We start from the raw sequence: 21,079 nt of genomic DNA on the forward strand, positions 1-21,079 counted from the left end.
ACCATGAATTGGATAAGGGCGATCCTAGACTCTTTTTTGCTGCGGCTGAGACTTTGCTGTCTGTTTACCCAATGCGGGCGACTCAGCCGAAGGCCTCCACCGGCGGGCACGAGCAGACCAGGTTGCGGTCGCCGAACGCACCGTCGATCCGGCGCACCGGCGGCCACACCTTCGGTCGGAATCCGCGGCCCAGCGGGTAGGCCGCCTGCTCCCGGGTGTAGGGGTGCTCCCACTTGTCGACCATCAGACACTCGGCCGTGTGCGGGGCCCCGCGCAGCGGGTTGTCCTCAACCGTCCATTCGCCGGAGCCGACCCGGTCGATCTCGCCGCGAATAGCGATCATCGCTTCGCAGAACGCATCGATCTCAGCCAGACTCTCGCTCTCGGTGGGCTCCACCATCAGAGTTCCGGCCACCGGGAAGCTCATGGTCGGTGCGTGGAAACCGTAGTCGGCCAACCGTTTTGCGACATCATCGACGGTAACGCCGGTGTTCTTGGTGATCTCCCGCAGGTCCAGGATGCATTCGTGGGCGACCATGCCGTTCTCACCGGTGTAGAGCACCGGGTAGTGCTCGTCCAGCCGGCGGGCGATGTAGTTCGCCGACGCGATCGCCGTCAGCGACGCCGCACGCAGACCGTCGGCACCCATCATCCGGATATAGGCCCAGGTGATCGGCAGGATCGACGCGGACCCATAGGGAGCGGCCGACACCGGATGCCCGCCGGGCAACTCGGCGGCCAGCGGGTGCCCGGGCAGGAACTCGGCCAGGTGCGCGCGCACCGCCACCGGCCCGACGCCGGGGCCGCCGCCCCCGTGCGGAATGCAGAAGGTCTTGTGCAGGTTCAGGTGGCTGACGTCTCCGCCGAACTTTCCGGGCCGAGCCAGGCCGACCAACGCGTTGAGGTTGGCTCCATCGACGTAGACCTGGCCGCCGGCGTCGTGCACGGAGGCGCAGATCTCGGCGATGTCGTGCTCATAGACGCCGTGCGTGGAGGGGTAGGTGATCATCAACGTCGACAACGCCGCAGCGTGCTGGTCGACCTTGGCGCGCAGATCGTCAAGGTCGACATCGCCGTTGTCCCGGCAGGCCACCACCACCACCCGCATTCCGGCCAGCGCCGCCGACGCGGCGTTGGTGCCGTGGGCGCTGGAGGGGATCAGGCAGATGTCGCGATGCGACTCACCGCGGCTGGCGTGGTAGGCGTGGATGGCCAGCAGACCCGCGTACTCCCCCTGCGAACCGGCATTGGGCTGCAGCGACACCGCGTCATACCCGGTGATCCCCGTCAGCCAGGTCTCCAACTGGGCGATCAGCGTCCGCAGTCCCACCGCGTCGCCGGCCGGGGCGAACGGGTGCTGGCGGGCGAACTCCGGCCAGGTGACCGACTCCATCTCGGCGGCGGCGTTGAGCTTCATCGTGCAGGAACCGAGCGGAATCATGCTGCGGTCCAAGGCAATGTCCTTGTCCGACAGCGTGCGCAGGTAGCGCATCATCGCGGTTTCGGTCCGGTAGCGGGTGAACGCCGGGTGCGTCAGGAATTCCGACGTGCGGGTGGCGATCGATGCGCCGGTGGGCTCGACCGCGGCCAACCCGAAGGCGTCCAGCACCGCCGCCACATGCGCGTCGGTGGTGGTCTCGTCGCAGGCCACCGAGACGTGGTCGGCGTCGACACGCCACAGGTTGATCCCCTTGGCCTTGGCCGCGGCGATGACCTCGTCAGCGCGGCCGGGCACCCGGGCCAGCACCGTGTCGAAATAGCGCTCGTGCACCAGCGCCTCGCCGAGTGCGGCGCCGATCTTCTCGGCCTGGCCGTGCACACGCCGCGCGATGGCGGCCAAGCCGTCGGCACCGTGGTAGCTGGCGTACATCGCAGCCATCACGGCCAGCAGCACCTGCGCGGTACAGATGTTCGACGTGGCCTTGTCCCGGCGGATGTGCTGTTCGCGGGTTTGCAGCGCCAGCCGGAACGCCGCTGATCCATCGGCGTCCAGGGACACCCCGACCAGCCGGCCGGGCAGCTGGCGGGCATGGCCCGAGTGCACCGCCAGGTAGCCGGCGTGCGGGCCGCCGAAGCCCATCGCCACCCCGAACCGCTGGGCACTGCCGAACGTCACGTCGGCGCCGATCTCGCCGGGCGGGGTGAGCAGCGTGCATGCCAGCAGGTCCGCACCCACCGCCACCAGCGCACCACGCTCATGGGCGGTCTCGATCAGCTCGGACCAATCGGTGATCCGGCCCGAGGCGCCCGGCAACTGCACGATCACCCCGAAGAAGTCGCCGTCGGGAAGTCCTTCCCGCAGGTCGGCGGTGACGATCTCGATGCGCAGCGGCTCGGCCCGCGTAGCCAGCACCGCCGCGGTCTGGGCGAACAGATCGGAGTCGACCAGCAACCGATGCGAGGCGCCCCGCGTCGCGCGGTGCATCAACGTCATCGCTTCGGCGGCGGCGGTGCCCTCGTCGAGCATCGAGGCGTTGGCGATCTCACACCCGGTCAGATCGGCGATCATGGTCTGGAAGTTCAGCAGGGCCTCCAGCCGGCCCTGGCTGATTTCCGGCTGGTAGGGCGTGTACGCGGTGTACCACGCCGGGTTCTGCATGATGTTGCGCAGCAGCACCGGCGGGGTGAGCGTGTCGTAGTAGCCCTGGCCGATCATCGACACCGCGACGGTGCTGGCATCGGCCAGTTCGCGCAGTTCGCCCAGGGCCTGAGCCTCGGTAGCCGGAGCCGGAAGGACGTCGAGCCCCGGCGCGATGCCATCGGCATTCAGCGCGTCGAGGATGCCGGCGGGCACCGCCTTTGCCGCGAGATCCTCCAGCGACCCGACACCGATGGCGGCGAGCATCGTGCTGATCGCGGTGTTGTCGGGGCCGATATGCCGGTCAACAAAGCTGGATTCGGGGTGCTCGGACACGGGAACTCCTGGGCGCTAGACGACTGCGAGACGAATTCGTGTCCTCCCCCTCTGTCGTCTGCCCGGCCCGGGCGCCTGAGAGATTCGGCGCCGCGATGTCTGGGGCGCCTTTCCCCATGGGCGGGTGTTGCCCGACTGGGCGTCACCGCTTTCCAGAGGCATCAATGCCGGCGCGGTCCGGGTGCCTGAGAGGTTGACGGAGAGGTATTGCTCCTTCGGCGTCCGCGGCTGGCTGCCACGGAACTCTCCCGCGCAAGGCTGATGCGGACCCAATACTACCCGCCGAGCCTCGCTCCGCCGACGTCGAAGCCCGCTACCGCGCGCAGATTGGCCGCGCCGAACAGGTGAAAGACGCCGGGCGCCGGGTCAGCGAAGTGAATGGCTAAGACCGGATCGGATAAAAGCCGCGTGCCCCAACGGGTTTCGTTGGCTGCGAAGCCGCAGGAAGCCCTGGGAAGCCCTAGCCGGTCTTGCGGTCGCGGAACTTGCGGCGGCTGGCCAGCTCGTCTTCGGGCGCGGCGATCGACTCGCCGCCGTCGGCGCGCTCCCCGGGGAAGTCGGAGATCACGCCGGTCAACTCACGCATCGCGCCCGACACCGCGATGCCGAACACGCCCTGGCCGCCCTGCAGCAGGTCGACGACCTCTTCGGCCGAGGTGCATTCGTACACGGTGGTGCCGTCGGAGAACAGCGTGATGTTGGCCAGATCCTGGACACCGCGCTCACGAAGGTGATCCACGGCGATCCGGATGTTCTGCAGCGAGATACCGGTGTCCAAGAGTCGCTTCACGATCTTGAGCACCAGGACGTCTTTGAACGAGTACAGCCGCTGGCTGCCGGAGCCGGCCGCGCCCCGGATCGAAGGCACCACCAGCGAGGTCCGGGCCCAGTAGTCGAGCTGACGGTAGGTGATGCCGGCGATCTGGCAGGCGCTGGGGCCGCGGTAACCGACAAGCTCGTCCGGGACGGAGTCGTCGGGGAACAGTCCGCCCTGTACGGGTTGGCCGGCACTGGATGGGGCCGCAGGGACGTCACGGTCACCCTGGTCGGACTGACCCATGTAGTCCAGCTGATCCTGCCCCGGTTGGTCGCCCACGCTGCTTCCTCTCGCCGATCGCGCTCGTTGCCACTGGCTGGCCGGTGGCCGCGTTTGCTCTTGCCCGAGTTGGTCGTGAGCATACGCCGTCCGACGAGCTGCCGTGCAGTTGTTCCCGCCGTGGCTCAAGTATGGGGGCCCGGTTTTGCGCGTGTTGCTTTCGTTCGGGCGTGTCGCGCTGACCGCGAGAGATGAAACGGATCTGTGACGAGGCTGAGTCCGCCGCGCCGAGTCAGGTTGCTTTGAAATCGTCGGGCGACACGCTATCGAGGAATTCCTTGAACTTCTCCACCTCGTCTTCGCGCACCGCGCCGGCGGTCTCGTCGTCGGTCTCGTCGGGGATCAGCAGGCCCGCTTCGGCCAGCACCGCTTCCTCGACATAGATCGGCACCCCCACCCGCAAGGCGATGGCCACCGAGTCCGACGGGCGCGCCGACACCGTGATGTCGCGGTCGAAGATCAGGTCGGCGTAGAACGTGCCCTCCTGCAGATCGACGATTCGGACCTCCTTGAGCGAATGCCCGAGTGCGCCGATCAGGTCACGGATCAAGTCGTGGGTCAGGGGCCTGGCCGGCTCCACGCCCTGCTGCTCCAGGGCGATGGCGGCGGCTTCGGCCTGCCCGATCCAGATCGGGAGATATCGATCACCGTCGGCTTCACGCAGGAGCAGCACCGGCTGGTTCTGCGGCTGCTCGACGCGGATGCCGACCACGCGTACTTCACCCATCTCCAGTCAGCCCTCCGCGTTCGCTGCGTCCCAAAGTCCTTGTCGTCCCAGTATGACTCGCTGCGAAACCCTCGGTCGGACAACCGTATGCCGCGCAACTAGCCGCCGAGGCGAAGTCTAGTCCTCAGCCGTGCAGTACGTCGTGTACCGACGACTTGAGCAGCGCGGTGTGCAGTGCGATCGCCAGCGCCGCGACCTCGCGGGCCAAGTCGTCGGCCCGGTCACGTGCGCCGGCCTTGCCGCCCTTGACCAGCGGACCGGCGATCTGGGCGATCAGGTCGGATTGCCGGTCGGCCGCCGAGCGGAAAGCACGCAGGTGCCGCGGCTCGACGCCGTAGTCGGCCAGCCCCCGCGCGCACTGGACGATCACCACCGCGTGCTCGTCGAACAGCCCACCGGGCCCGGCGGTGATCACGCCCGATCGCACCAACGCCGTCACCAGGACGTCGTCGCCGCCCGAGCGCGCCAGCAGATCCTCCCGGCTCAGCCGCACCTGCCGGGGCGGCGCAGGCAGCGCCGTCCCGTTATGGGCGGTGTCACCGCCGGCCGAGACCAGCCGCGGCGTGGGATACGGCGACTCCGGTGAGGGCAGCGCGCCGTCCGGTTCGGCATCCAGCCGCGCCTTGATCACCTTCAGCGGCAGGTACTGGTCGCGTTGCGCGGTCAGCACGTAACGCAGCCGAGCGCAGTCGTACGCGCTGAATCGGCGGTAGCCCGACGCCGCCCGCTGCGGCATGACCAGCCCCTCGGTCTCCAGGAAGCGAATTTTGGAGACCGTGACGTCGGGAAAATCCGGCCGAAGCAGATCCAGCACCGCTCCGATTGACATCCCGGCCAGTTCAGGGCTGTCAGGCGCGGTCATTAGCTGCCCGGCCCGGCCTCTGCCTCACCCGTCTTCGGGCCGGTCAGGAACACCAGACGGAACTTGCCTACCTGGACCTCGTCGCCATTGACCAGGACCGCCGAATCGACCGGCTCCCGGTTCACGTAGGTCCCGTTCAGGCTGCCCACGTCGACGACCTGAAACTCGTTGCCTTCCAGCCGGAACTCGGCGTGACGACGACTCACCGTGACGTCATCGAGGAAGATGTCGCTGTCGGGGTGCCGACCAGCAGCGGTGACCGGTTGGTCGAGCAGGAACCGCGATCCGGCGTTGGGACCGCGCTTGACGACCAGCAGCGCCGAACCCAGGGGCAGCCCCTCCACGCCTGAGGTCAGGCTCTCGCCGCCCGCCTGCGCGGGAGCGTCGAGTTCGTTGAGGAAGTCGGCGCGGAAAACCGATGTGGTTTCCACGGTGACCTCGTCGCCTGCCTGGTCTTGCCCCGTCGCCGGGTCCTTCTCCGTCACCCGCTACTCCTCACTGGCCGCTGTTTTGCTACCTGGTCGCGCCTGCCGGACATGTGTTGCGCCCAACCCTGAATCGTTGAGTCGACCGTACCGCGCAGCGGTCCGTCATGTCCCCCGCACCGCGGGATCGTGTCGCCGGACACCCGGCGCGTCCCGGCAGGCAGGCTAACAATCGTCATTCCGACAACGTCGCCCGGTAGGCGTCGGCGGTCAACAGACCCGACAGACTCTGGTCCAGAGCCGCCGAATCCGCGTTGGCCACCTGAAGTTCCAGCAGCCAGCCGGCACCGTACGGGTCGGAGTTCACCAACTGCGGGTTCGCGTCCAGGTCGGCGTTGACCGCGCTCACCGACGCGGTGATGGGCGCGTAGAGGTCGGAGACGGACTTGGTCGACTCCACCTCGCCGAAGGCCTCGCCCGCGGTGACCCCGGTGCCCGCAGCGGGCAGTTGGACGAAGACCACGTCGCCCAGCGCCGCCTGCGCGAAGTCGGTGATACCCACCCGGACAGTGTCCGGGCCGGTGCGGCGAACCCACTCGTGCTCAGCGGTGTAGTACAGGTCGGATGGAACGTCGCTCACGGTGATCGTGCTCCTTGCGCTGTCGGGCTCACTTGACTGGCTGAGCGTATTGGCGTGGTTTCGGTTGCCGCAACACGGTCACCTCCACGCGGTCGGCCTGTTGCACCGCCATGGCGCCGCCGAGGCGTTTGACGCTGTCGACCGCCCCGCCGGGAATGTTCATCGCGGCCGCCAGAGTCGGGGGATCCCCAATCGCCAGAACCGAATACGGAGGCGTCAGCGCGGTGCCATCGAACTCCAGCGCGCCGGGCGTGCCGGCGACCCACGAGTCCACGCCGATGCGCACCGCCTTCGTGCCATCGCGGACTTCCATCGCCTCGGCGCCGGCCGCCCGCAGCTCGTTGATCACGTCGAGCATCGTCTCGGGTGCGACACCGCGGGCCGGATCCTCGACGGTGACCACCACGCCGGGGCCGACCGCACCCACGGTGCCGATCATGATCGCCAGGGCGGCGAGCCGCGCTTGGGCGTTCTCGATAGCGGCCTGGTCACTGCTGCCGGACTCCTGCAGTGCATTGAGCGTCTGCTGCAGTTCGGCGACTTCGGTGCCCAGCGTGGCCTCGCGTTGACGCAGTGAGTCCAGCAACACCAGCAGGTCGGCGGGCCGAGCCGTCTCCAGTGCGTCCTGGGAATCGTTCTGGCGAACCTGGGTGACAATCGCCACGCCCAACAACAGGCACAGCAGCATCCCCAGCACGCTGAACAACGGCCCGGAGCGGCCCCGCGGCGGCGGCACGCCGTCCTGCGGTGACGGCTGCGGCCGCTCGTGGCGGCCGTGCGACGCCGGGTCGGTGCTGCTCATGGGAGTCAGGCCCCGAACAGTCGTCGCCGCAGTGCCGCCGCGTTGCCGAAGATGCGGATGCCCAGCACCACGATGATCGCGGTCGAGAGCTGTGTGCCGACCCCCAGCTGGTCGCCGAGGTAGACCAGCAGTGCGGCCACCAGAACGTTGAACACGAACGACACGACGAACACCTTCGCGTCGAAGATCCGCTCCAGGTAGGCACGCAGGCCACCGAACACGGCGTCCAGCGCCGCCACCACGGCGATCGGCAGATAGGGCTGAACCACCTCCGGCACGCTGGGATGAAACACCAGCCCCAGCACTATCCCGGCGATCAGCGCGGCGATACCGATCATTGCGAAACCACTCCAGCCTCCCGAACCGGACCCGTGCGGGCCGCAGCGGCAGCGCCGCGGCCCGCAGCGCAAGCTTGCGTCACGATGCCCCTATCTGTTTGGCAAACCGGACATCTCGCACCGAACCAGCCGGCAGCGTGATGTCGGCCGAGCCGCGGCCGTCGACGCGCACCACCACCCCGTAGGAGGCCTCCAGCAGCCGCAGCCGGTAAAGCCCCGGGCTGCGGTCGAAGGCATCGCGCAGCTGCTGTGGCGGCCCGATGGCCTGCAGCGCATAGGGACTGCTGATCGGCTTGTTGTCGACCAGGATGGCGCCACCGGCCTGCCGGATCGTGACGTTGGGGCCGATGCGGACGTCGCCGACGGCGATCGCCTCGGCCCCGCTGGCCCACAGCGAGTTGACCACCAGCTGCAGGTCGCGGTCCAAGATGATCTGCTGGCTGCCCGACACCCGTTGTTTGGACGCATCGGAGAGATTTCGCCCGGCGCCCGGATCGGTCACCGTGACGGTGACCCCGGGGCCGGCCACCCGGGTGCTGGCAGCCTCCAGGCTGAGCGCATCCAGGCCGGCCAGCACCCGCTGCCCCTGGGCGTCGTCGGCCAGCCGGTGCCGGCGCAGGTCGTCGACGCGGTTGGCGTACGTGTCACGTTTGTCAGCCAGCTTGCCGGTCACGGCTTCGGCCGATCGGACGTTCGTCGCCAGCACCTGTTGGGCGTCGTGCACCCCGGGCGCCACCGACCGCGCCTGCGCCACCGCCACGGCGAACACCGTCGCCACCAGCAGCGCCGCCACCGCCTCCCAGGCCCATCCCGCGACCCGGGTGGTGGCCGCGGGGGGCGCGGTCCGGCGTGCACGCCGGGCGGCCGCGGCGGCATAGCCCGGGTCGAGATGTTCGGAAAGCAGCGAACGCAGCAGCGACGGCACCGCGAACTTCCGTGGCCGGCCGGCCTGGTGGGCACCCGCACCCTGGGAGTCGTATCCGCTCAGCGCGAAGAACGGTTCAGCCACCGGTCACCTTCGGCATCGTGCGGACCACCAGGGTCACGTGGATCAGATACAGCACGAACGCCCACAGGTACATACCCAAGCCCCAGAGCAGGAAACCCCAGCCGGCCGAGAGCACCACCCGGCTCCACAGCTGGTCCCACTGCCCCAGCAGGATCAACGGAAACGCCGACATCAGCGCGAAGGTGCCCGCCTTGCCGATATAGGTCACCGGCAGCGCGGTCAGGCCCCGGCTACGCAGTGCAGGCAGCGTCGCGGCCAGCAGCAGGTCCCGGGCCAACAGCGTTGCGATGATCGCCCAGGGCACCAGTCCGCGCATCCCGAAGGCGACCGGAATGGTGATCATGTAGAGCCGGTCGATCGCCGGATCGAGCAGGGCGCCAAGCCTCGAATACTGGTTGAACAGCCGAGCCACTTTGCCGTCGGCCCAGTCCGAGGCGCCGCTGAGCATCAGAATCGCCACCGCCGGCCCGTCCGCCCGCGCGACCAGCAGCAGGTACAGAAAGACGCCGATCAGCCCGAGACGGGCCAGGCTGATGACGTTGGGCACCGTAAGCACCCGGTCTTGGACGCGGTCGGAGCCGGACCCGGCAGACATTCCGACCCCCTAGCGGAAGATCCCGGGCAGGCTCAGTGCGTCCATGCTGTCGTCACTCAGCGGGTTGTCCCGGACCATGTAGGTCCACGTCGAGGTGGGCCGCGCCAGCTTCGACAGGTCGATACCCGGCTCGGACTCGATCGAATCCGAGGTCTCCAGCGTCTGTTGGGAGGCCTCGATGGCGTCGGCGGCCAGCGAGGCGAACGCGTCGAGTGCCAACCGGTGGAATTCGTCGAGCGGGTTCTGCCGGCCCAGCGCACGCAGGTGGATGCTCTCCCTGATGTCGGCCAGGTACGCGAGGTGGTCGGCCCAGCCGCGGTCCAGGTGATAGAGCATGATCAGCCGGCAGATCTTCTCCAGCTTGGCTTCGCCGTCTTCCCCGTTCTGCCCCAGCTGCGCCTTCAACTCGGCGTAGCGCTTCGGGGTGAGCTCGGCCAGCTCCTCGCGAGCGGCCGGGGTGGACAGCAGCGTGTTGCGCCGCTCCACGATGATGGTGCGCTGCTGGGCGATCAGCTGGTTGTACCGCCAGGTGTTGGCGTGGATGTCGAGCAGCTTGCCCTCGGCGATGCGCTGCGCGTGGTCGAGCAACCCGGAGGCCTTGGGACTGAGGATCCGCGCGTCGTCGTCGGTCTCGGTCGGGAGCTTGTTGGCTTCCAGGTTGGTCGCGGCGACCTCGTCTTCCCAGCTGGAGAAGAACACCGACGACCCCGGGTCCCCCTGACGGCCGGCCCGGCCCCGCAGCTGATTGTCGAGGCGCTGGGTGTGCTGTCGGCCGGTACCGATCACGTGCAGCCCGCCCAGTTCGACGATCGCGTCGTGGTCGGCCTCTTCGGACCCGCCCAGGCGGATGTCGGTGCCGCGGCCGGCCATCTGGGTGGAGACGGTGACCACCCCGAGCTTGCCGGCCTCGGCGATCACCGTGGCCTCTTCGGCGTCGTTCTTGGCGTTGAGGACCACCGCCGGAACACCGCGCTTGCGCAGCCGCTCGTGCAGTTCCTCGGACTCGGCGACGTCGTGGGTGCCGACCAGCACCGGCTGTCCGGTGGCGTGCACCTCGACGATGTGGGCCACGATCGCGTCGTTCTTGGCCGCGGCGGTGATGTAGACCCGGTCCGCCTCGTCCTCGCGGATGTTGGGCATGTTCGGCGGGATCGGCGAGACCCCCAGCTGATAGAACTGCCGCAACTGTTCACCGGCCGCCAACGCAGTACCGGTCATGCCGCACACGGTCGGATACCGGTTGACCAGCGCCTGCACCGTGATGGTGTCGAGCACCTCACCGGTCTCGGTGGTCTCGATGCCTTCCTTGGCCTCCACCGCGGCCTGCAGGCCGTCCGGCCAGCGCTGCAGGGCGGCGATCCGGCCGCGCGAGGCATTGATCAACTGCACTTTGCCGTCGCGGACGATGTAGTGCACGTCGCGCTGCAACAGCACGTGTGCGTGCAGAGCGACATTGACCTCGGTCAGCGTGGAGACCACGTGCTCCTCGGAGTACAGGTCGATGCCACCGAGCGCCTTCTCGACTTTATTCGCCCCCACCTCGGTGAGGTGGATGTTGCGCCGGTCCTCGTCGGAGTCGTAGTCCACTCCGGGCTTGAGTCGTCCGACCAGCTCGACGATCTCCATCCGGGGCGTCTCCCGGTGGGTGGTGCCGGCCAGCACCAGCGGCACCAGCGCCTCGTCGACCAACACCGAGTCGGCCTCGTCGATCAGCGCCACGTCGGGGTTGGGCGAGACCAGGTCGTCGACATCGGTGACCAGCTGATCCCGCAGCACGTCGAAACCGATCTCGTTGATCGACGCGTAGGTGACGTCGCACTGGTAGGCCGCACGGCGCTCGGCTGCCGTGGAGTCTTCGGTGATCCACCCGACGGTGACCCCGAGAGCCTCCAGCAGGGGGCCCATCCACTCGGCGTCGCGGCGGGCCAGGTAGTCGTTGATGGTGACCACGTGCACGTGCCGGCCACCGATGGCGTAGCCGGCGGCGGCGATCGCGCCGGAGAGCGTCTTGCCCTCACCGGTGGCCATCTCGACCACATCGCCGGCCAGCATCCGCAGCGCGCCCTGCAGCTGAACATCGAACGGGCGCTGCCCGATGCTGCGCTCGGCGGCCTCGCGGGCGATTGCCAAGAACTGCGGGATGTCCGAGGCGTCGGCCAGCTCCTTGAGTTTGAGCAGTTGCGCGGCTTTGCGCAGCTGCTCATCGTCGAGCCCGGCCGCCTTCTTGGCGTACTCGCCGGCGGCCGTGACCTCGGCCATCGAACGACTCTGGTTCTTCTCGGTGCTGGCGCCCAGCAATTTCCAGAATTTCCCGCTGAGCCGACCCGATTTGGTTCGCGTTGCGGAGACAGTCTTGGAGGTGTTAGCCACAGCACAACGGTACGCGGTGGCCACCGCCTGCAAGCCGGGGGCACCATCGCGTCGGCGGGGTGACGGGCAAGGCTTATCCGGCGCGACGCCGCACTGCTGCGGTAGGTTTCGCACGGGATTTCTCGATTCGGATACCGGCCGCGACGCGATTGTGGCGATAACGAACGGCAAGGAGACATCGGCAGTGGACTCGAAGCTGTTCAACCCATCCATCGACTGGGCGCACGCGCTGCCCGATTCCCTGGTGTGGATCGCCCTGGCCTGGACCATCAGCGCCGTCAGCGTGCTCGCTGTGGCCGCCCTGCTGCGGGTCAGCACCCGATGGGGACGCCAGTTCTGGGAGATCAGCGGCGCCTACTTCACCGGGCGGGAGAGCCTCCGCGTCTGGCTGATGCTGGGCGTGCTGCTGCTGTCGGTGATCACCGCCGTCCGGCTCAACGTGTTGTTCAGCTTCCAGGGCAACGACATGTACTCGTCGCTGCAGACCGCCTTCCAGGGCGCCGCCGGGGGCGACGAGGCCATCAAGCAGTCGGGCGTACACGGATTCTGGATGTCGATCGGCATCTTCAGCGTGATGGCCGTGCTGCACGTGGCACGGGTGATGCTCGACATCTATCTGACCCAGCACTTCATGGTGAACTGGCGCAGCTGGCTCACCGAGCGACTGACCGGGGACTGGTTGGACGGGCGGGCCTACTACCGGGCCCACTTCGTCAAGACACCGCTCGACCCGGCCGTCGGCGAAGCTATCGAAGGCGCGATCGACAACCCGGACCAGCGCATTCAGCAGGACATCGACATCTTCACCGCGGGCAACGGCGCCAACGTCAACGCACCGGCCAACGGCACCGGCAGCACGCTGTTGTTCGGCGCCGTGCAGTCCATGGTCACGGTGGTGTCGTTCACCGCCATCCTGTGGAACCTGTCGGGCACGCTGACCGTGTTCGGGTTCGACATTCCGCGGGCGATGTTCTTGATCGTGCTGGTCTACGTGGCCATCGCGACCGTCGTCGCGTTCTGGATCGGCCGTCCCCTGATCCGGTTGAGCTTCCGCAATGAGCTCACCAACGCCGCCTTCCGGTACGCGCTGGTGCGCGTGCGCGACGCCGCCGAATCGGTGGCGTTCTACCGGGGCGAGCTGGCCGAGCGGGTCCAGCTGCGGACGCGGTTCCGCGCGATCATCGCCAACTATCTGAAGTTCGTGAACCGGACCATCGGGTTCTCCGGCTGGAACCTGTCGGTCAGCCAGGCGATCGTGCCGCTGCCCTGGGTGATCCAGGCGCCACGGCTGTTCTCCGGGCAGATCATGTTCGGCGGGGTGGCGCAGACCGCCTCGGCGTTCGGCAACATCTCTGACTCACTGTCGTTCTTCCGCAACGCCTACGACAACTTCGCCGGCTACCGGGCCTCGATCATTCGTCTGCACGGGCTGGTGGAAGCCAACCGCGAGGCCCGGGACCTTCCCGAGCTGCTGGTCAAGCCCAGCCCGGACGGCACGGTGGCCCTCGAGGGTGTCGAGGTGCGCAACCCCGAGGGTGTCCCGCTGATCGAAGCGCTCGACGTGCAGCTGGGCATCGGTGACGCCCTGATGATCGCCGGACCGTCGGGCAGCGGCAAGACGACGCTGCTGCGCAGCCTGGCCCAGTTGTGGCCGTACGCGTCGGGAACCCTGCGGCGCCCCGATGCGGTCAACGCCACCATGTTCATCTCGCAGCTGCCCTACATCCCGCTGGGCGACCTGCGCGCGGTGGTTTCCTACCCGCTGTCGGTCGGCGAGGTCTCCGACGCCGAGATCACCGAGGCGTTGGTCAAGGTGTCACTGCCGAATCTTCTCGACCGGCTCGACGACGTCGAGGACTGGGCCAAGGTGCTCTCACCCGGTGAGCAGCAGCGCGTGGCATTCGCCCGAATCCTGTTGACCCAGCCCAAGGCCGCGTTCCTCGACGAGTCGACATCGGCCCTCGACGAGGGGCTGGAGCTGACGCTGTATCGGTTGCTGCGCTCCGAGCTGCCCGACACCATCCTGGTCAGCGTGAGCCACCGCCACACGGTCCGCCAGCACCACAAGCACGTGCTGGAGCTGCTCGGCCAGGGCCGCTGGGACCTCAGTCCGGTCTAGCCGCCGCCTCCCCCTTCGCCGAACGTGAAGCCACCTTCACGCTCGACGGGGGTAGGGACGCTGGGCGCGTAGGGCGGGGCGCTAGCGGGTTGCCGCGTGCTCCCCGGCGCGGCGGCCGAAGAACGAGCCCTCCCCCAATTGGGTTCCACTGGCATAGCCCTTGCCGTCCTGGGCAATGTTGGCCGCACAGGCCCCGGCGGCGTAGAGGCCCGGGATCGGCTGGCCGTCGCTGCGCAACACTTCGCCGTCCACCGAGGTCGCCAGCCCGCCGATGGTGAAGCCGGCGTAGATCGCCTTGCCCAGCGACAGGTCGAACGCACCCCACGGTCCGGTGTCCTGCGGAGCCAGGAACGGCGGCTGCTTGTGGAAGTCCGGGTCCTGTCCCTGCGCCGCGTGGGTGTTGTAACGGTCCAGGGTGGCCACCAGGTTTCCTTCCGGAATGCCTAGTGCGGCTTCCATTTCCGGCACCGTCTCCCACCCGTCGATCAGGGGAACCAAGGGCACCTGCGGCTTGCGCATGTGGGACTCGTCGACGATCAGGAACGCCGCGCTGTCGGGCTGGTCCATGACGAACCCCGAGGTGCGTGAGTGGTAGGAGTCCTCGGCGACGAAGCGCTTGCCCTCTTTATTGACGATGATCCCGGTGAGCAGGATCGAGGGCGGGTAGACCGGCGCGGTGATGAATATCTGGTCCATGTGCTTGGTGGCGCCGCCCGCCGACATCCCCATCCGGATGCCCAGGCCGTCGTCGTAGGTGTTGCCCAGCACGAACGGCTTCTCCGCCAGCTTCGGCGTGTACTGGGCGACCATCTCCGGATTCATCACGAAGCCACCGGCGGCGATCACCACCGACTTCGCCTTGATGACACCGCTTTCGGTGAAGTGCTTCCACGTGACACCCACGATGGCGCCGGCGGCGTCGGTGACCAGACCGGTGGCACCGGTTTCGTAGCGGATCGTCACGCCGAGGCTGTCGGCCCGCTTGAGCAGCAGATCGATCGCCATCTTGGCGCCCTGGGTGTCACCGGGCACCGGGACCTTGTGCCCACGCGGGGCCGGAACGGCCTCGTTCAGAAACGGCCACACCTTCTCGTTGCCGGTGAACATCAGCCCCTCGGTGTTGGGCTGGATCACGGCCTTCTCCGGGTAGTAGCTGCGCTCGAACGCAATGCCCAGGTCTTCAAGCCAGTTGAAGTGCTCGACGCTGCCGTCGCAATAGGCCCGGATCTTGTCGTGCTCGGGTTCGCGCGACACCGCGACGAGGTACTTGTACATCTCGTCGGCAGAGTCGGCATGCCCGGTGGCCTGCTGGACCGCGGTGCCCCCGCCGAGGTAGAAGTGACCGCCGGCCATGGCGGTCGTGCCGCCGGCCTCGGCGGCCCGCTCCAGCACCAGCACCCGGGCCCCGGCTGCCGCCGCGGTGACGGCCGCGCAGCCGCCACCGATGCCGAAGCCGATCACCACGACGTCGAACTCGTCGGACCACTCCGAAACCGTTTCGGCACTGGTGATGTCCGGGATCTGGGTGCTCATTGCCGCCACTCCTCTTCGTCGCCGGCGCTCGTCATCGGCGCCGCTGCGGTGTTCACCGCTGCTCCTGTTTGATGTAGTCGAAGACCGCTCGGATCTCGGCTGGGATGTAGGCGATCTCCAGGTAGGGGATGCCGGCGTCCGGAGCTGAGACGTACGCGAATTGCATGCCTCCGGGCATCACGCCCCGGGCAACGACCTGGGCGCCCTGCTCGGCGGCGTCGTTCAGCATAACTTCGAAGGTCGCGGGGTCCTCGGCCTCGATGCAGACGTGGTGCAGGCCCGGCCCGCGGTCACGGAGGAAGTCGTCGTAGAGGCTGCGCCCGCGCACCGGTGCGATCAGCTCCAATTGCATGTCTCCGGCATAGCTCAACGCGATGTCGGCGACGAAATCGGCCGGCTCACCCAGGTAGCTGCAGGTGTCCGGGGCGAAGTGCACCCCCGGCATACGGACCCATTTCCGCACGCCCAGCAGCGCGGTCAGCATCGATGCCGTGGCATCGAGATCACCTGTGACCCAGGCGATCTGGATGGGCGGGCGCGGCGTAGGCGTCACGACAGCGGGGTCGGCACGCCGACGTCTTCGCGGACCTGCTGGGAGATCGCCGGCCACGACACCGCGGCGGGGTAGTCGCCCCACATGCTGTTGAACAGTCCGACAATCCGGGCCGAGCCACCGTCGCGCAGCGCATACACCGGACCGCCGGAGTCGCCCTGCTGACTGCGAACACTGCGACTCATGGTGAACCAGCCGTTGTTGATCCGCTCGACGGTGCCGCAGGTTTCTCCGGTGACAATGCCGAAGTGGCAGACCGGCTCGCCGGGCTCAAGGCTGTCGTCCGGGCCGGCCTGCAGGTGCCGACCATCCGGCAGGACATCGTTGACATCGACGTCGTCGGCCAACTCGATCGCCTCGTAATCGGCGATCACCTGGTCGGTGTTGACCGTCGAACCATTGGGCGTGTTGTCACGAAAGGTCGCCAACCGACCGATCACCGTGCCGCCCCGGTCGGTGACGATTCCGCTCCCCCGACAATGACCGGCGGTGAAGGCCACCCGCAGCAGCGGGTCGACGTAGCCGAGAGTGCAGACATGGGTGTCCTGGCGGATCTCCATCCCCGGGAACACCAGCACTCGATCGGCTCGGGCCGTGGCGACGGTCGGGCCGGCGGCAGCCGCGCCGACCCCCAACAGCACCGCCAGCACCCGCGCAACGAGCCTGCGCAACCGTCGACTCCTATCGTTGAGGGCCGGGTTTCGGTCCGGCCGGACCATGCCACCATGGCGCAGCGCGGCGGCCCGGCCCCTGGGGATCCGGGCCGCCGCGGCGGCGTTGCGCGGCGATCAGGGGATCGTCAGCTCCTGACCGGGGTGGATCAGGTCGGGGTTGGCGATGCCGCTGGCCTCGGCGATCTGCGGGTACTTGTTGCCGTCACCGTAGAACCGCTCGGCGATGGCGAACAGGGTGTCACCGGCGACCACGGTGTACGTGCGCGCCGCGGGTGCTGCCTCCTCCACGGGAGCCGGAGCCTCTTCGGCCTTGGGCTCCTCGGGCGGCGGGGCGTCGGTCTCGGTCTTGGTGGACCAGGCCGCGCCGTCGGCGGCGTAGAGCACCACGTTGCGGTCGTCCTGCAGGACCAGCTTGACGTCCTTCTTGCCCTTGGTGTCGGTGTGCCAGATCGGCTTGTCGGCGGTGTACAGCACAAAGTTGCCGTCCGTCTGCACCTCGGCACGCACCACGTCGTTGCCATTGGTGCCCGATGACCAGATGGCTTTGCCTCGCGCCGCCAACACCAGGTTGCCGTCCTCCTGCAGCGTCAGGGTGTAGGCCCCGTTGTTGGAGGTCAGCGACTCGCCCTTGACGAGTTTCTTTCCTGCAGTGAGCGTGTCTCCCAAGCTCTGTGCCACGTTGTCCCCTTCTCATCGGCACGCCGCGACCTGAATCGTCGGGCGTTGTCGCTCGGATGCGACGTTAGTCAGCCTAGGCGAACACCCGCCGGAGTGCCCCGCATTACGTCAGCGCGGTCTCGGTACCGGAGCTCCGGCCGGTTCCGCGGCCATGGGCTGCCAGCCGGGCGGCCCGAAGATGTAGCCCAGCCGGTCGCGCCACCGGGTCGCGCCGCGTACATCGGCGACGATCGAGGCGTACTCGTGGAATTGCAGGGTCACGATGTTGAAGGTGTCGACCGGCTTGGTCAGCCCATAGTGCGGTCGAAACCGCTCGGGAGCGAAGCTGCGAAACATCCGATCCCAGATGATGAGGATTCCGCCGTAGTTCTTGTCCAGGTACTCGGGGTCCATGCCGTGGTGCACCCGGTGGTGCGACGGAGTGTTGAAGACGAACTCGACTGCCCGCGGCAGTTTGTCGATTCGCTCGGTGTGCACCCAGAACTGGTAGACCAGGCTCACCGAAAAGCTGGCGAACACCATCCACGGAGGAATGCCCAACAGTGGCAAGGGAATCCACATCAAGATCTCGCCACTGTTGTTCCACTTCTGGCGTAGCGCGGTGGCGAAGTTGAAGTAGCGGCTGGAGTGGTGCGCCTGGTGCGTCGCCCAGATCAACCGGATCCGATGCGCGATGCGGTGGTAGCTGTAGTAGAGCAGGTCCACACCGACCAGTGCGATCACCCAGGTGTACCAGCGCGCGGGCGACAGATGCCACGGCGCCACATACGTGTAGATCGCCGCGTAGCCGAGCAGCGCGACGAACTTCCACGCCGCGGTGGTGGCCATGGACACCAGGCCCATCGAGATGCTCGCCCAGGCGTCCTCGGTGCGATAGGCACCGGCGGGCACACCCTGTGAGTCGAACTGCTCGAGCTTGCGCGCGGCGAACCATTCCAGGCTCAGCAGCAGGAGGAAAAAAGGCACGGCGAATATAACCGGGTCACGCATCGGCCCGGGCAACGCCGACCACACACCCGCGATCGCATCCACCGCCTGCTACCTCCGGATCACCAGCCTAGCGATGCCGGACTCGGCGGCACCCCCGATCAGTCCGATGACAACGACGACTGGTCCTCGGCGTGCCACTGCACCGCGTAGACGCCCGGCTGCAGAGACAGTTCGCCGACCAGTCGCTCAAGCCGGTCCGGCGCCCGGCTGTCCGACAGCATGGACGCGGTGAGGGCAATGTTGTCCTCGCCGGCGCGGACGGTGTGAATCCCCCGCAGAATCAGGTCGTTACTGGCGGTATGTTGCACGATCTGGGCGCGCAGGTACTTCTCGGACTTCGGCCGGCAGATCACCTGCACCTCATACGGCGACTGCGGTTCGTCTTCCTCCACGTGCTGATCACGGTCGATGAGCCGACCCAGCGGCCTCAGCAACACGTGGGTACCGACGATCGCGCCGGTCCCGATCACCGCGAACAGCAGGTTCCCCGCTGCAGCCAGCACACCGACCGCAGCCGAGCACCACAGCGTGGCCGCGGTGTTCAAGCCGCGAACGTTGAATCCTTCACGCAGGATGACCCCGCCACCGAGGAAACCCACCCCGGACACCACATACGATGCGACGCGGGTGGAGCTGGTGTCATCCGCAGCGATCGAGTACAGCACGAACAGCGTTGCGCCGGCGGCCACCAGCGCATTGGTACGCAGCCCCGCCATCCGCGCGCGCCACTGTCTTTCCAGCCCGATCAGCGCACCGCAGCCCAACCCGACAGCCAGTCGCAACGTGAACTCGGCGACGGTCAGCGTCTGCATGGACTTCAGCCTCCCACAGTCACCCGGCGACCACCGGCCGAGCCATGACCGTGGGCTTGAAGCCGTACCGCGGGGCGGCGAAACCGTAGTTGCGGCCCTGTCCGGCGCCCGCCAGCGGCACACCGGGCATACCGGCGGCGCCGGCCTCCGGTGCGTGCGCGGCGACCGTCCAGCCGGTGGCCGCGACCGAGGTACCCGGAGCTGCGGTAGCCGGTACGGCGGCAGCCCACGTCTGCGGAACCGACAGTGCACCGACTGATGCGGCGTGGCCCATGCTCGCCGAGGCGGTGCCCAGACCACCCAACCCGTGCATTCCGTTGCCCAATCCAGCGCCCAGCCCGCCGAGCATCGGCGTGAACGGGTCGATGGCACCCAAGCCCAGCGGGTCACCGGCGGCGATGGCAGCACCACGCACCACCGCCATGTCGGCAGCGAAGCTGGAGATCCCGGCCGCGGCCATCGGACTGAACGAGCTGCTCATGAGGTTGGTGGCGCCGTTCGCCACATCGCCAGGCTCCACACCCAAGAAGCTGGCGAGCCAGTCGATCAATGAAGCAGGCGCCGACGGCTGGGTGGGCGACGCGAGGCTCTGCAGTGTGTTCGGCGTGTTCGCAAGCGCCTGGGATGCTGCGGATTGCGCATTCGACGTGGCGGCCGTACCGGCGGCCTGGCTGACCGCGCCCTGCTGCGCGCCCTGCGCCGACGGATCGGCGACCTCACGCGGCGAGGTGAACGGCGTGACCTTGGTGGCTGCCGCCGACGACGCCGCGTAGCCGTACATCGCAGCGGCGTCCTGGGCCCACATCTGGCCGTACTGCGCCTCGGTGGCCGCAATCGCCGCGGCGTTCTGGCCGAGGAAGTTGGTGGCCACCAGTGCCGCGAGCTGGGACCGGTTGGCGACGATCAGCGGCGGTGCAACCGTCATCGCGTATGCCGCGTCGAACGCCGCGGCCGCCGCCTTGGCCTGCATGGCCGCCTGCTCTACCTTGGCGGCGGTGGCGCCCATCCACACCGCATAAGGTGCGGCCGCAGCGGCCATCGCGTTGGACGCCGGCCCCATCCAGCCTTCGCTGACGAGTCCGTTGATGACGCCCTGGTAGGCGGCCTCGGCCGAGCTGAGCTCGGCGGCCATCTTGTCCCAGGCGCCGGCGGCGACCATCATCGGTCCCGAACCGGGCCCGGTGTAGATACGCGCTGAGTTGATTTCCGGCGGGAATGCTCCGAAGTCCATGGTATTGCTCCCTTTTGATGGTTTTCGCCGTGAATTGCTGGTCTTTGGGTGGGTTGTGCAGGCACGCTCGATGCCCGATATGCGTTGCAGCCGTAATTCAGACGGCCGGAGAAATCGGGACAGCGGTCATAGCGACATGCCGGAGCCAGTCATGCCGAACCGCTCACCTGCTCGACGAAAAGATCGAGCTACCAAGCAATTTCAGGGCATGCCGAAGCCTGGCGCCTTCCGCTTCGGAAAGGTACGCCAGTCGACGAGTTCAGCGCCGGTGCGAATCAGATGGTGAAAGCAGTACCGAGATCGAAGGAGACGAACATCGATCTCGGATAGGAACTATCACTCGGACTCAATGTCGCTCTCACCTCCTCTCGGCCTGGGCACGCGCGGGTGCCTGCACGTATGCACGACGAGGTGAAGTTACCCGGCGACAGCCGAGATCCGCACCCCTCTCGTCAGAGCTTCGGCACTGCACGGCGTGTCCTGGCCTGCGCAAATGTGCAAACCCGGAAGCCACTTGGGCTCAACCCTTAATCCGGGAGGAGCTGTCCTGACCCGGGGCGTCTTTCGACGTTCGGGGTCAGTGGCCTATATCCGTGCAGACGCCTCACCTAACGAGGTGCTTGCTTAACCATAGTGCACCAGTGCGGTGACAGGGTCAATCGGACGCGGCGGGTCGCCGGCAAGCCGCCGTCCACGGGCCCGCGCCGGATA

19 protein-coding genes and 2 riboswitches are annotated in these 21,079 nt (G+C 67.7%); of the genes, 1 reads left to right on the forward strand and 18 read right to left on the reverse strand.

All coding sequences use genetic code 11. The annotated features are described in order from the left end of the window. Positions 1-82: 82 nt before the first annotated feature. The 11 genes from gcvP to secA2 form a co-directional block, all read right to left on the reverse strand. Positions 83-2,914: an aminomethyl-transferring glycine dehydrogenase gene (gene gcvP / locus ACJH71_RS06360; RefSeq protein ID WP_406757160.1), complete on the reverse strand. Its 2,832-nt coding sequence runs from the start codon at positions 2,912-2,914 to the stop codon at positions 83-85. A 163-nt stretch (positions 2,915-3,077) separates the two neighbouring features. Beyond that, positions 3,078-3,175: riboswitch (glycine riboswitch) on the reverse strand. 199 nt (positions 3,176-3,374) lie between these two features. Next, positions 3,375-4,010 carry a MerR family transcriptional regulator gene (locus ACJH71_RS06365; RefSeq protein ID WP_406757161.1) on the reverse strand — a complete coding sequence of 212 codons (636 nt, stop codon included), beginning with the start codon at positions 4,008-4,010 and terminating at the stop codon, positions 3,375-3,377. Positions 4,011-4,242: 232 nt separating this feature from the next. After that, on the reverse strand, positions 4,243-4,737 hold the full coding sequence (locus tag ACJH71_RS06370) for a bifunctional nuclease family protein (RefSeq protein ID WP_406757162.1): 495 nt from the start codon (positions 4,735-4,737) through the stop codon (positions 4,243-4,245). A gap of 124 nt (positions 4,738-4,861) precedes the next feature. Then, the gene (locus tag ACJH71_RS06375; RefSeq protein WP_406757163.1) at positions 4,862-5,599 is read right to left on the reverse strand and encodes a MerR family transcriptional regulator; all 738 of its coding nucleotides are present in this window, start codon (positions 5,597-5,599) and stop codon (positions 4,862-4,864) included. Continuing rightward, entirely contained in the window at positions 5,599-6,084 is a 486-nt protein-coding gene (gene garA / locus ACJH71_RS06380; protein ID WP_406757164.1) for a glycogen accumulation regulator GarA, read from the reverse strand. Before garA ends, ACJH71_RS06375 begins: the two co-directional genes overlap by 1 nt. 175 nt (positions 6,085-6,259) lie before the next feature. Beyond that, the gene (gene gcvH / locus ACJH71_RS06385) at positions 6,260-6,664 is read right to left on the reverse strand and encodes a glycine cleavage system protein GcvH (protein ID WP_406757165.1); all 405 of its coding nucleotides are present in this window, start codon (positions 6,662-6,664) and stop codon (positions 6,260-6,262) included. A 28-nt stretch (positions 6,665-6,692) separates the two neighbouring features. After that, positions 6,693-7,466 carry a DUF881 domain-containing protein gene (locus ACJH71_RS06390; protein WP_406757166.1) on the reverse strand — a complete coding sequence of 258 codons (774 nt, stop codon included), beginning with the start codon at positions 7,464-7,466 and terminating at the stop codon, positions 6,693-6,695. A gap of 5 nt (positions 7,467-7,471) precedes the next feature. Further along, complete coding sequence (locus tag ACJH71_RS06395; RefSeq protein WP_046189077.1) at positions 7,472-7,804, reverse strand: small basic family protein; 333 nt, start codon at positions 7,802-7,804, stop codon at positions 7,472-7,474. Positions 7,805-7,883: 79 nt separating this feature from the next. Continuing rightward, positions 7,884-8,813: a DUF881 domain-containing protein gene (locus ACJH71_RS06400; RefSeq protein WP_406757167.1), complete on the reverse strand. Its 930-nt coding sequence runs from the start codon at positions 8,811-8,813 to the stop codon at positions 7,884-7,886. Continuing rightward, positions 8,806-9,408, reverse strand: a complete 603-nt coding sequence (locus tag ACJH71_RS06405; RefSeq protein WP_406757168.1) for a CDP-alcohol phosphatidyltransferase family protein — start codon at positions 9,406-9,408, stop codon at positions 8,806-8,808. Before ACJH71_RS06405 ends, ACJH71_RS06400 begins: the two co-directional genes overlap by 8 nt. Positions 9,409-9,417: 9 nt before the next feature. Continuing rightward, on the reverse strand, positions 9,418-11,778 hold the full coding sequence (gene secA2 / locus ACJH71_RS06410) for an accessory Sec system translocase SecA2 (RefSeq protein WP_406757169.1): 2,361 nt from the start codon (positions 11,776-11,778) through the stop codon (positions 9,418-9,420). Between the two features lie 184 nt (positions 11,779-11,962). Between secA2 and ACJH71_RS06415 the strand changes: the two genes are divergently transcribed. After that, positions 11,963-13,897: an ABC transporter ATP-binding protein/permease gene (locus ACJH71_RS06415; protein WP_406757170.1), complete on the forward strand. Its 1,935-nt coding sequence runs from the start codon at positions 11,963-11,965 to the stop codon at positions 13,895-13,897. Between the two features lie 81 nt (positions 13,898-13,978). Here ACJH71_RS06415 and ACJH71_RS06420 read toward each other — a convergent pair whose 3' ends face one another. From ACJH71_RS06420 to ACJH71_RS06450, 7 genes are all read right to left on the reverse strand, one after another. Further along, entirely contained in the window at positions 13,979-15,430 is a 1,452-nt protein-coding gene (locus ACJH71_RS06420) for an FAD-binding protein (protein ID WP_406757171.1), read from the reverse strand. A gap of 52 nt (positions 15,431-15,482) precedes the next feature. Continuing rightward, entirely contained in the window at positions 15,483-15,983 is a 501-nt protein-coding gene (locus ACJH71_RS06425; protein ID WP_406757172.1) for a VOC family protein, read from the reverse strand. After that, complete coding sequence (locus tag ACJH71_RS06430) at positions 15,980-16,654, reverse strand: hypothetical protein (RefSeq protein ID WP_406757173.1); 675 nt, start codon at positions 16,652-16,654, stop codon at positions 15,980-15,982. The genes ACJH71_RS06425 and ACJH71_RS06430 overlap by 4 nt, the downstream gene beginning before the upstream one ends. A 117-nt stretch (positions 16,655-16,771) precedes the next feature. Next, positions 16,772-17,323 carry a LysM peptidoglycan-binding domain-containing protein gene (locus ACJH71_RS06435; RefSeq protein ID WP_406757274.1) on the reverse strand — a complete coding sequence of 184 codons (552 nt, stop codon included), beginning with the start codon at positions 17,321-17,323 and terminating at the stop codon, positions 16,772-16,774. A 120-nt stretch (positions 17,324-17,443) separates the two neighbouring features. Further along, on the reverse strand, positions 17,444-18,367 hold the full coding sequence (locus ACJH71_RS06440; RefSeq protein ID WP_406757174.1) for a sterol desaturase family protein: 924 nt from the start codon (positions 18,365-18,367) through the stop codon (positions 17,444-17,446). Positions 18,368-18,423: 56 nt separating this feature from the next. Further along, positions 18,424-19,137: an MgtC/SapB family protein gene (locus ACJH71_RS06445; protein ID WP_406757175.1), complete on the reverse strand. Its 714-nt coding sequence runs from the start codon at positions 19,135-19,137 to the stop codon at positions 18,424-18,426. A gap of 19 nt (positions 19,138-19,156) precedes the next feature. After that, complete coding sequence (locus ACJH71_RS06450; RefSeq protein WP_406757176.1) at positions 19,157-20,368, reverse strand: PPE family protein; 1,212 nt, start codon at positions 20,366-20,368, stop codon at positions 19,157-19,159. A 437-nt stretch (positions 20,369-20,805) separates the two neighbouring features. Then, a riboswitch (M-box (ykoK) riboswitch) is annotated at positions 20,806-20,991 on the reverse strand. Between the last annotated feature and the right edge of the window lie 88 nt (positions 20,992-21,079).

The sequence above is a fragment of the Mycobacterium sp. SMC-15 genome, from assembly GCF_045310925.1.
Lineage (GTDB): Bacteria > Actinomycetota > Actinomycetes > Mycobacteriales > Mycobacteriaceae > Mycobacterium.

Bases quoted from the DNA above. Each gene is read 5' to 3' on its own strand.
- ACJH71_RS06370 (WP_406757162.1), bottom strand. From the start codon at position 4,737: ATGGGTGAAGTACGCGTGGTCGGCATCCGCGTCGAGCAGCCGCAGAAC.
- ACJH71_RS06375 (WP_406757163.1), bottom strand. From the start codon at position 5,599: ATGACCGCGCCTGACAGCCCTGAACTGGCCGGGATGTCAATCGGAGCG.
- ACJH71_RS06390 (WP_406757166.1), bottom strand. From the start codon at position 7,466: ATGAGCAGCACCGACCCGGCGTCGCACGGCCGCCACGAGCGGCCGCAG.
- ACJH71_RS06395 (WP_046189077.1), bottom strand. From the start codon at position 7,804: ATGATCGGTATCGCCGCGCTGATCGCCGGGATAGTGCTGGGGCTGGTG.
- ACJH71_RS06405 (WP_406757168.1), bottom strand. From the start codon at position 9,408: ATGTCTGCCGGGTCCGGCTCCGACCGCGTCCAAGACCGGGTGCTTACG.
- ACJH71_RS06420 (WP_406757171.1), bottom strand. From the start codon at position 15,430: ATGAGCACCCAGATCCCGGACATCACCAGTGCCGAAACGGTTTCGGAG.
- ACJH71_RS06445 (WP_406757175.1), bottom strand. From the start codon at position 19,137: ATGCAGACGCTGACCGTCGCCGAGTTCACGTTGCGACTGGCTGTCGGG.
- ACJH71_RS06450 (WP_406757176.1), bottom strand. From the start codon at position 20,368: ATGGACTTCGGAGCATTCCCGCCGGAAATCAACTCAGCGCGTATCTAC.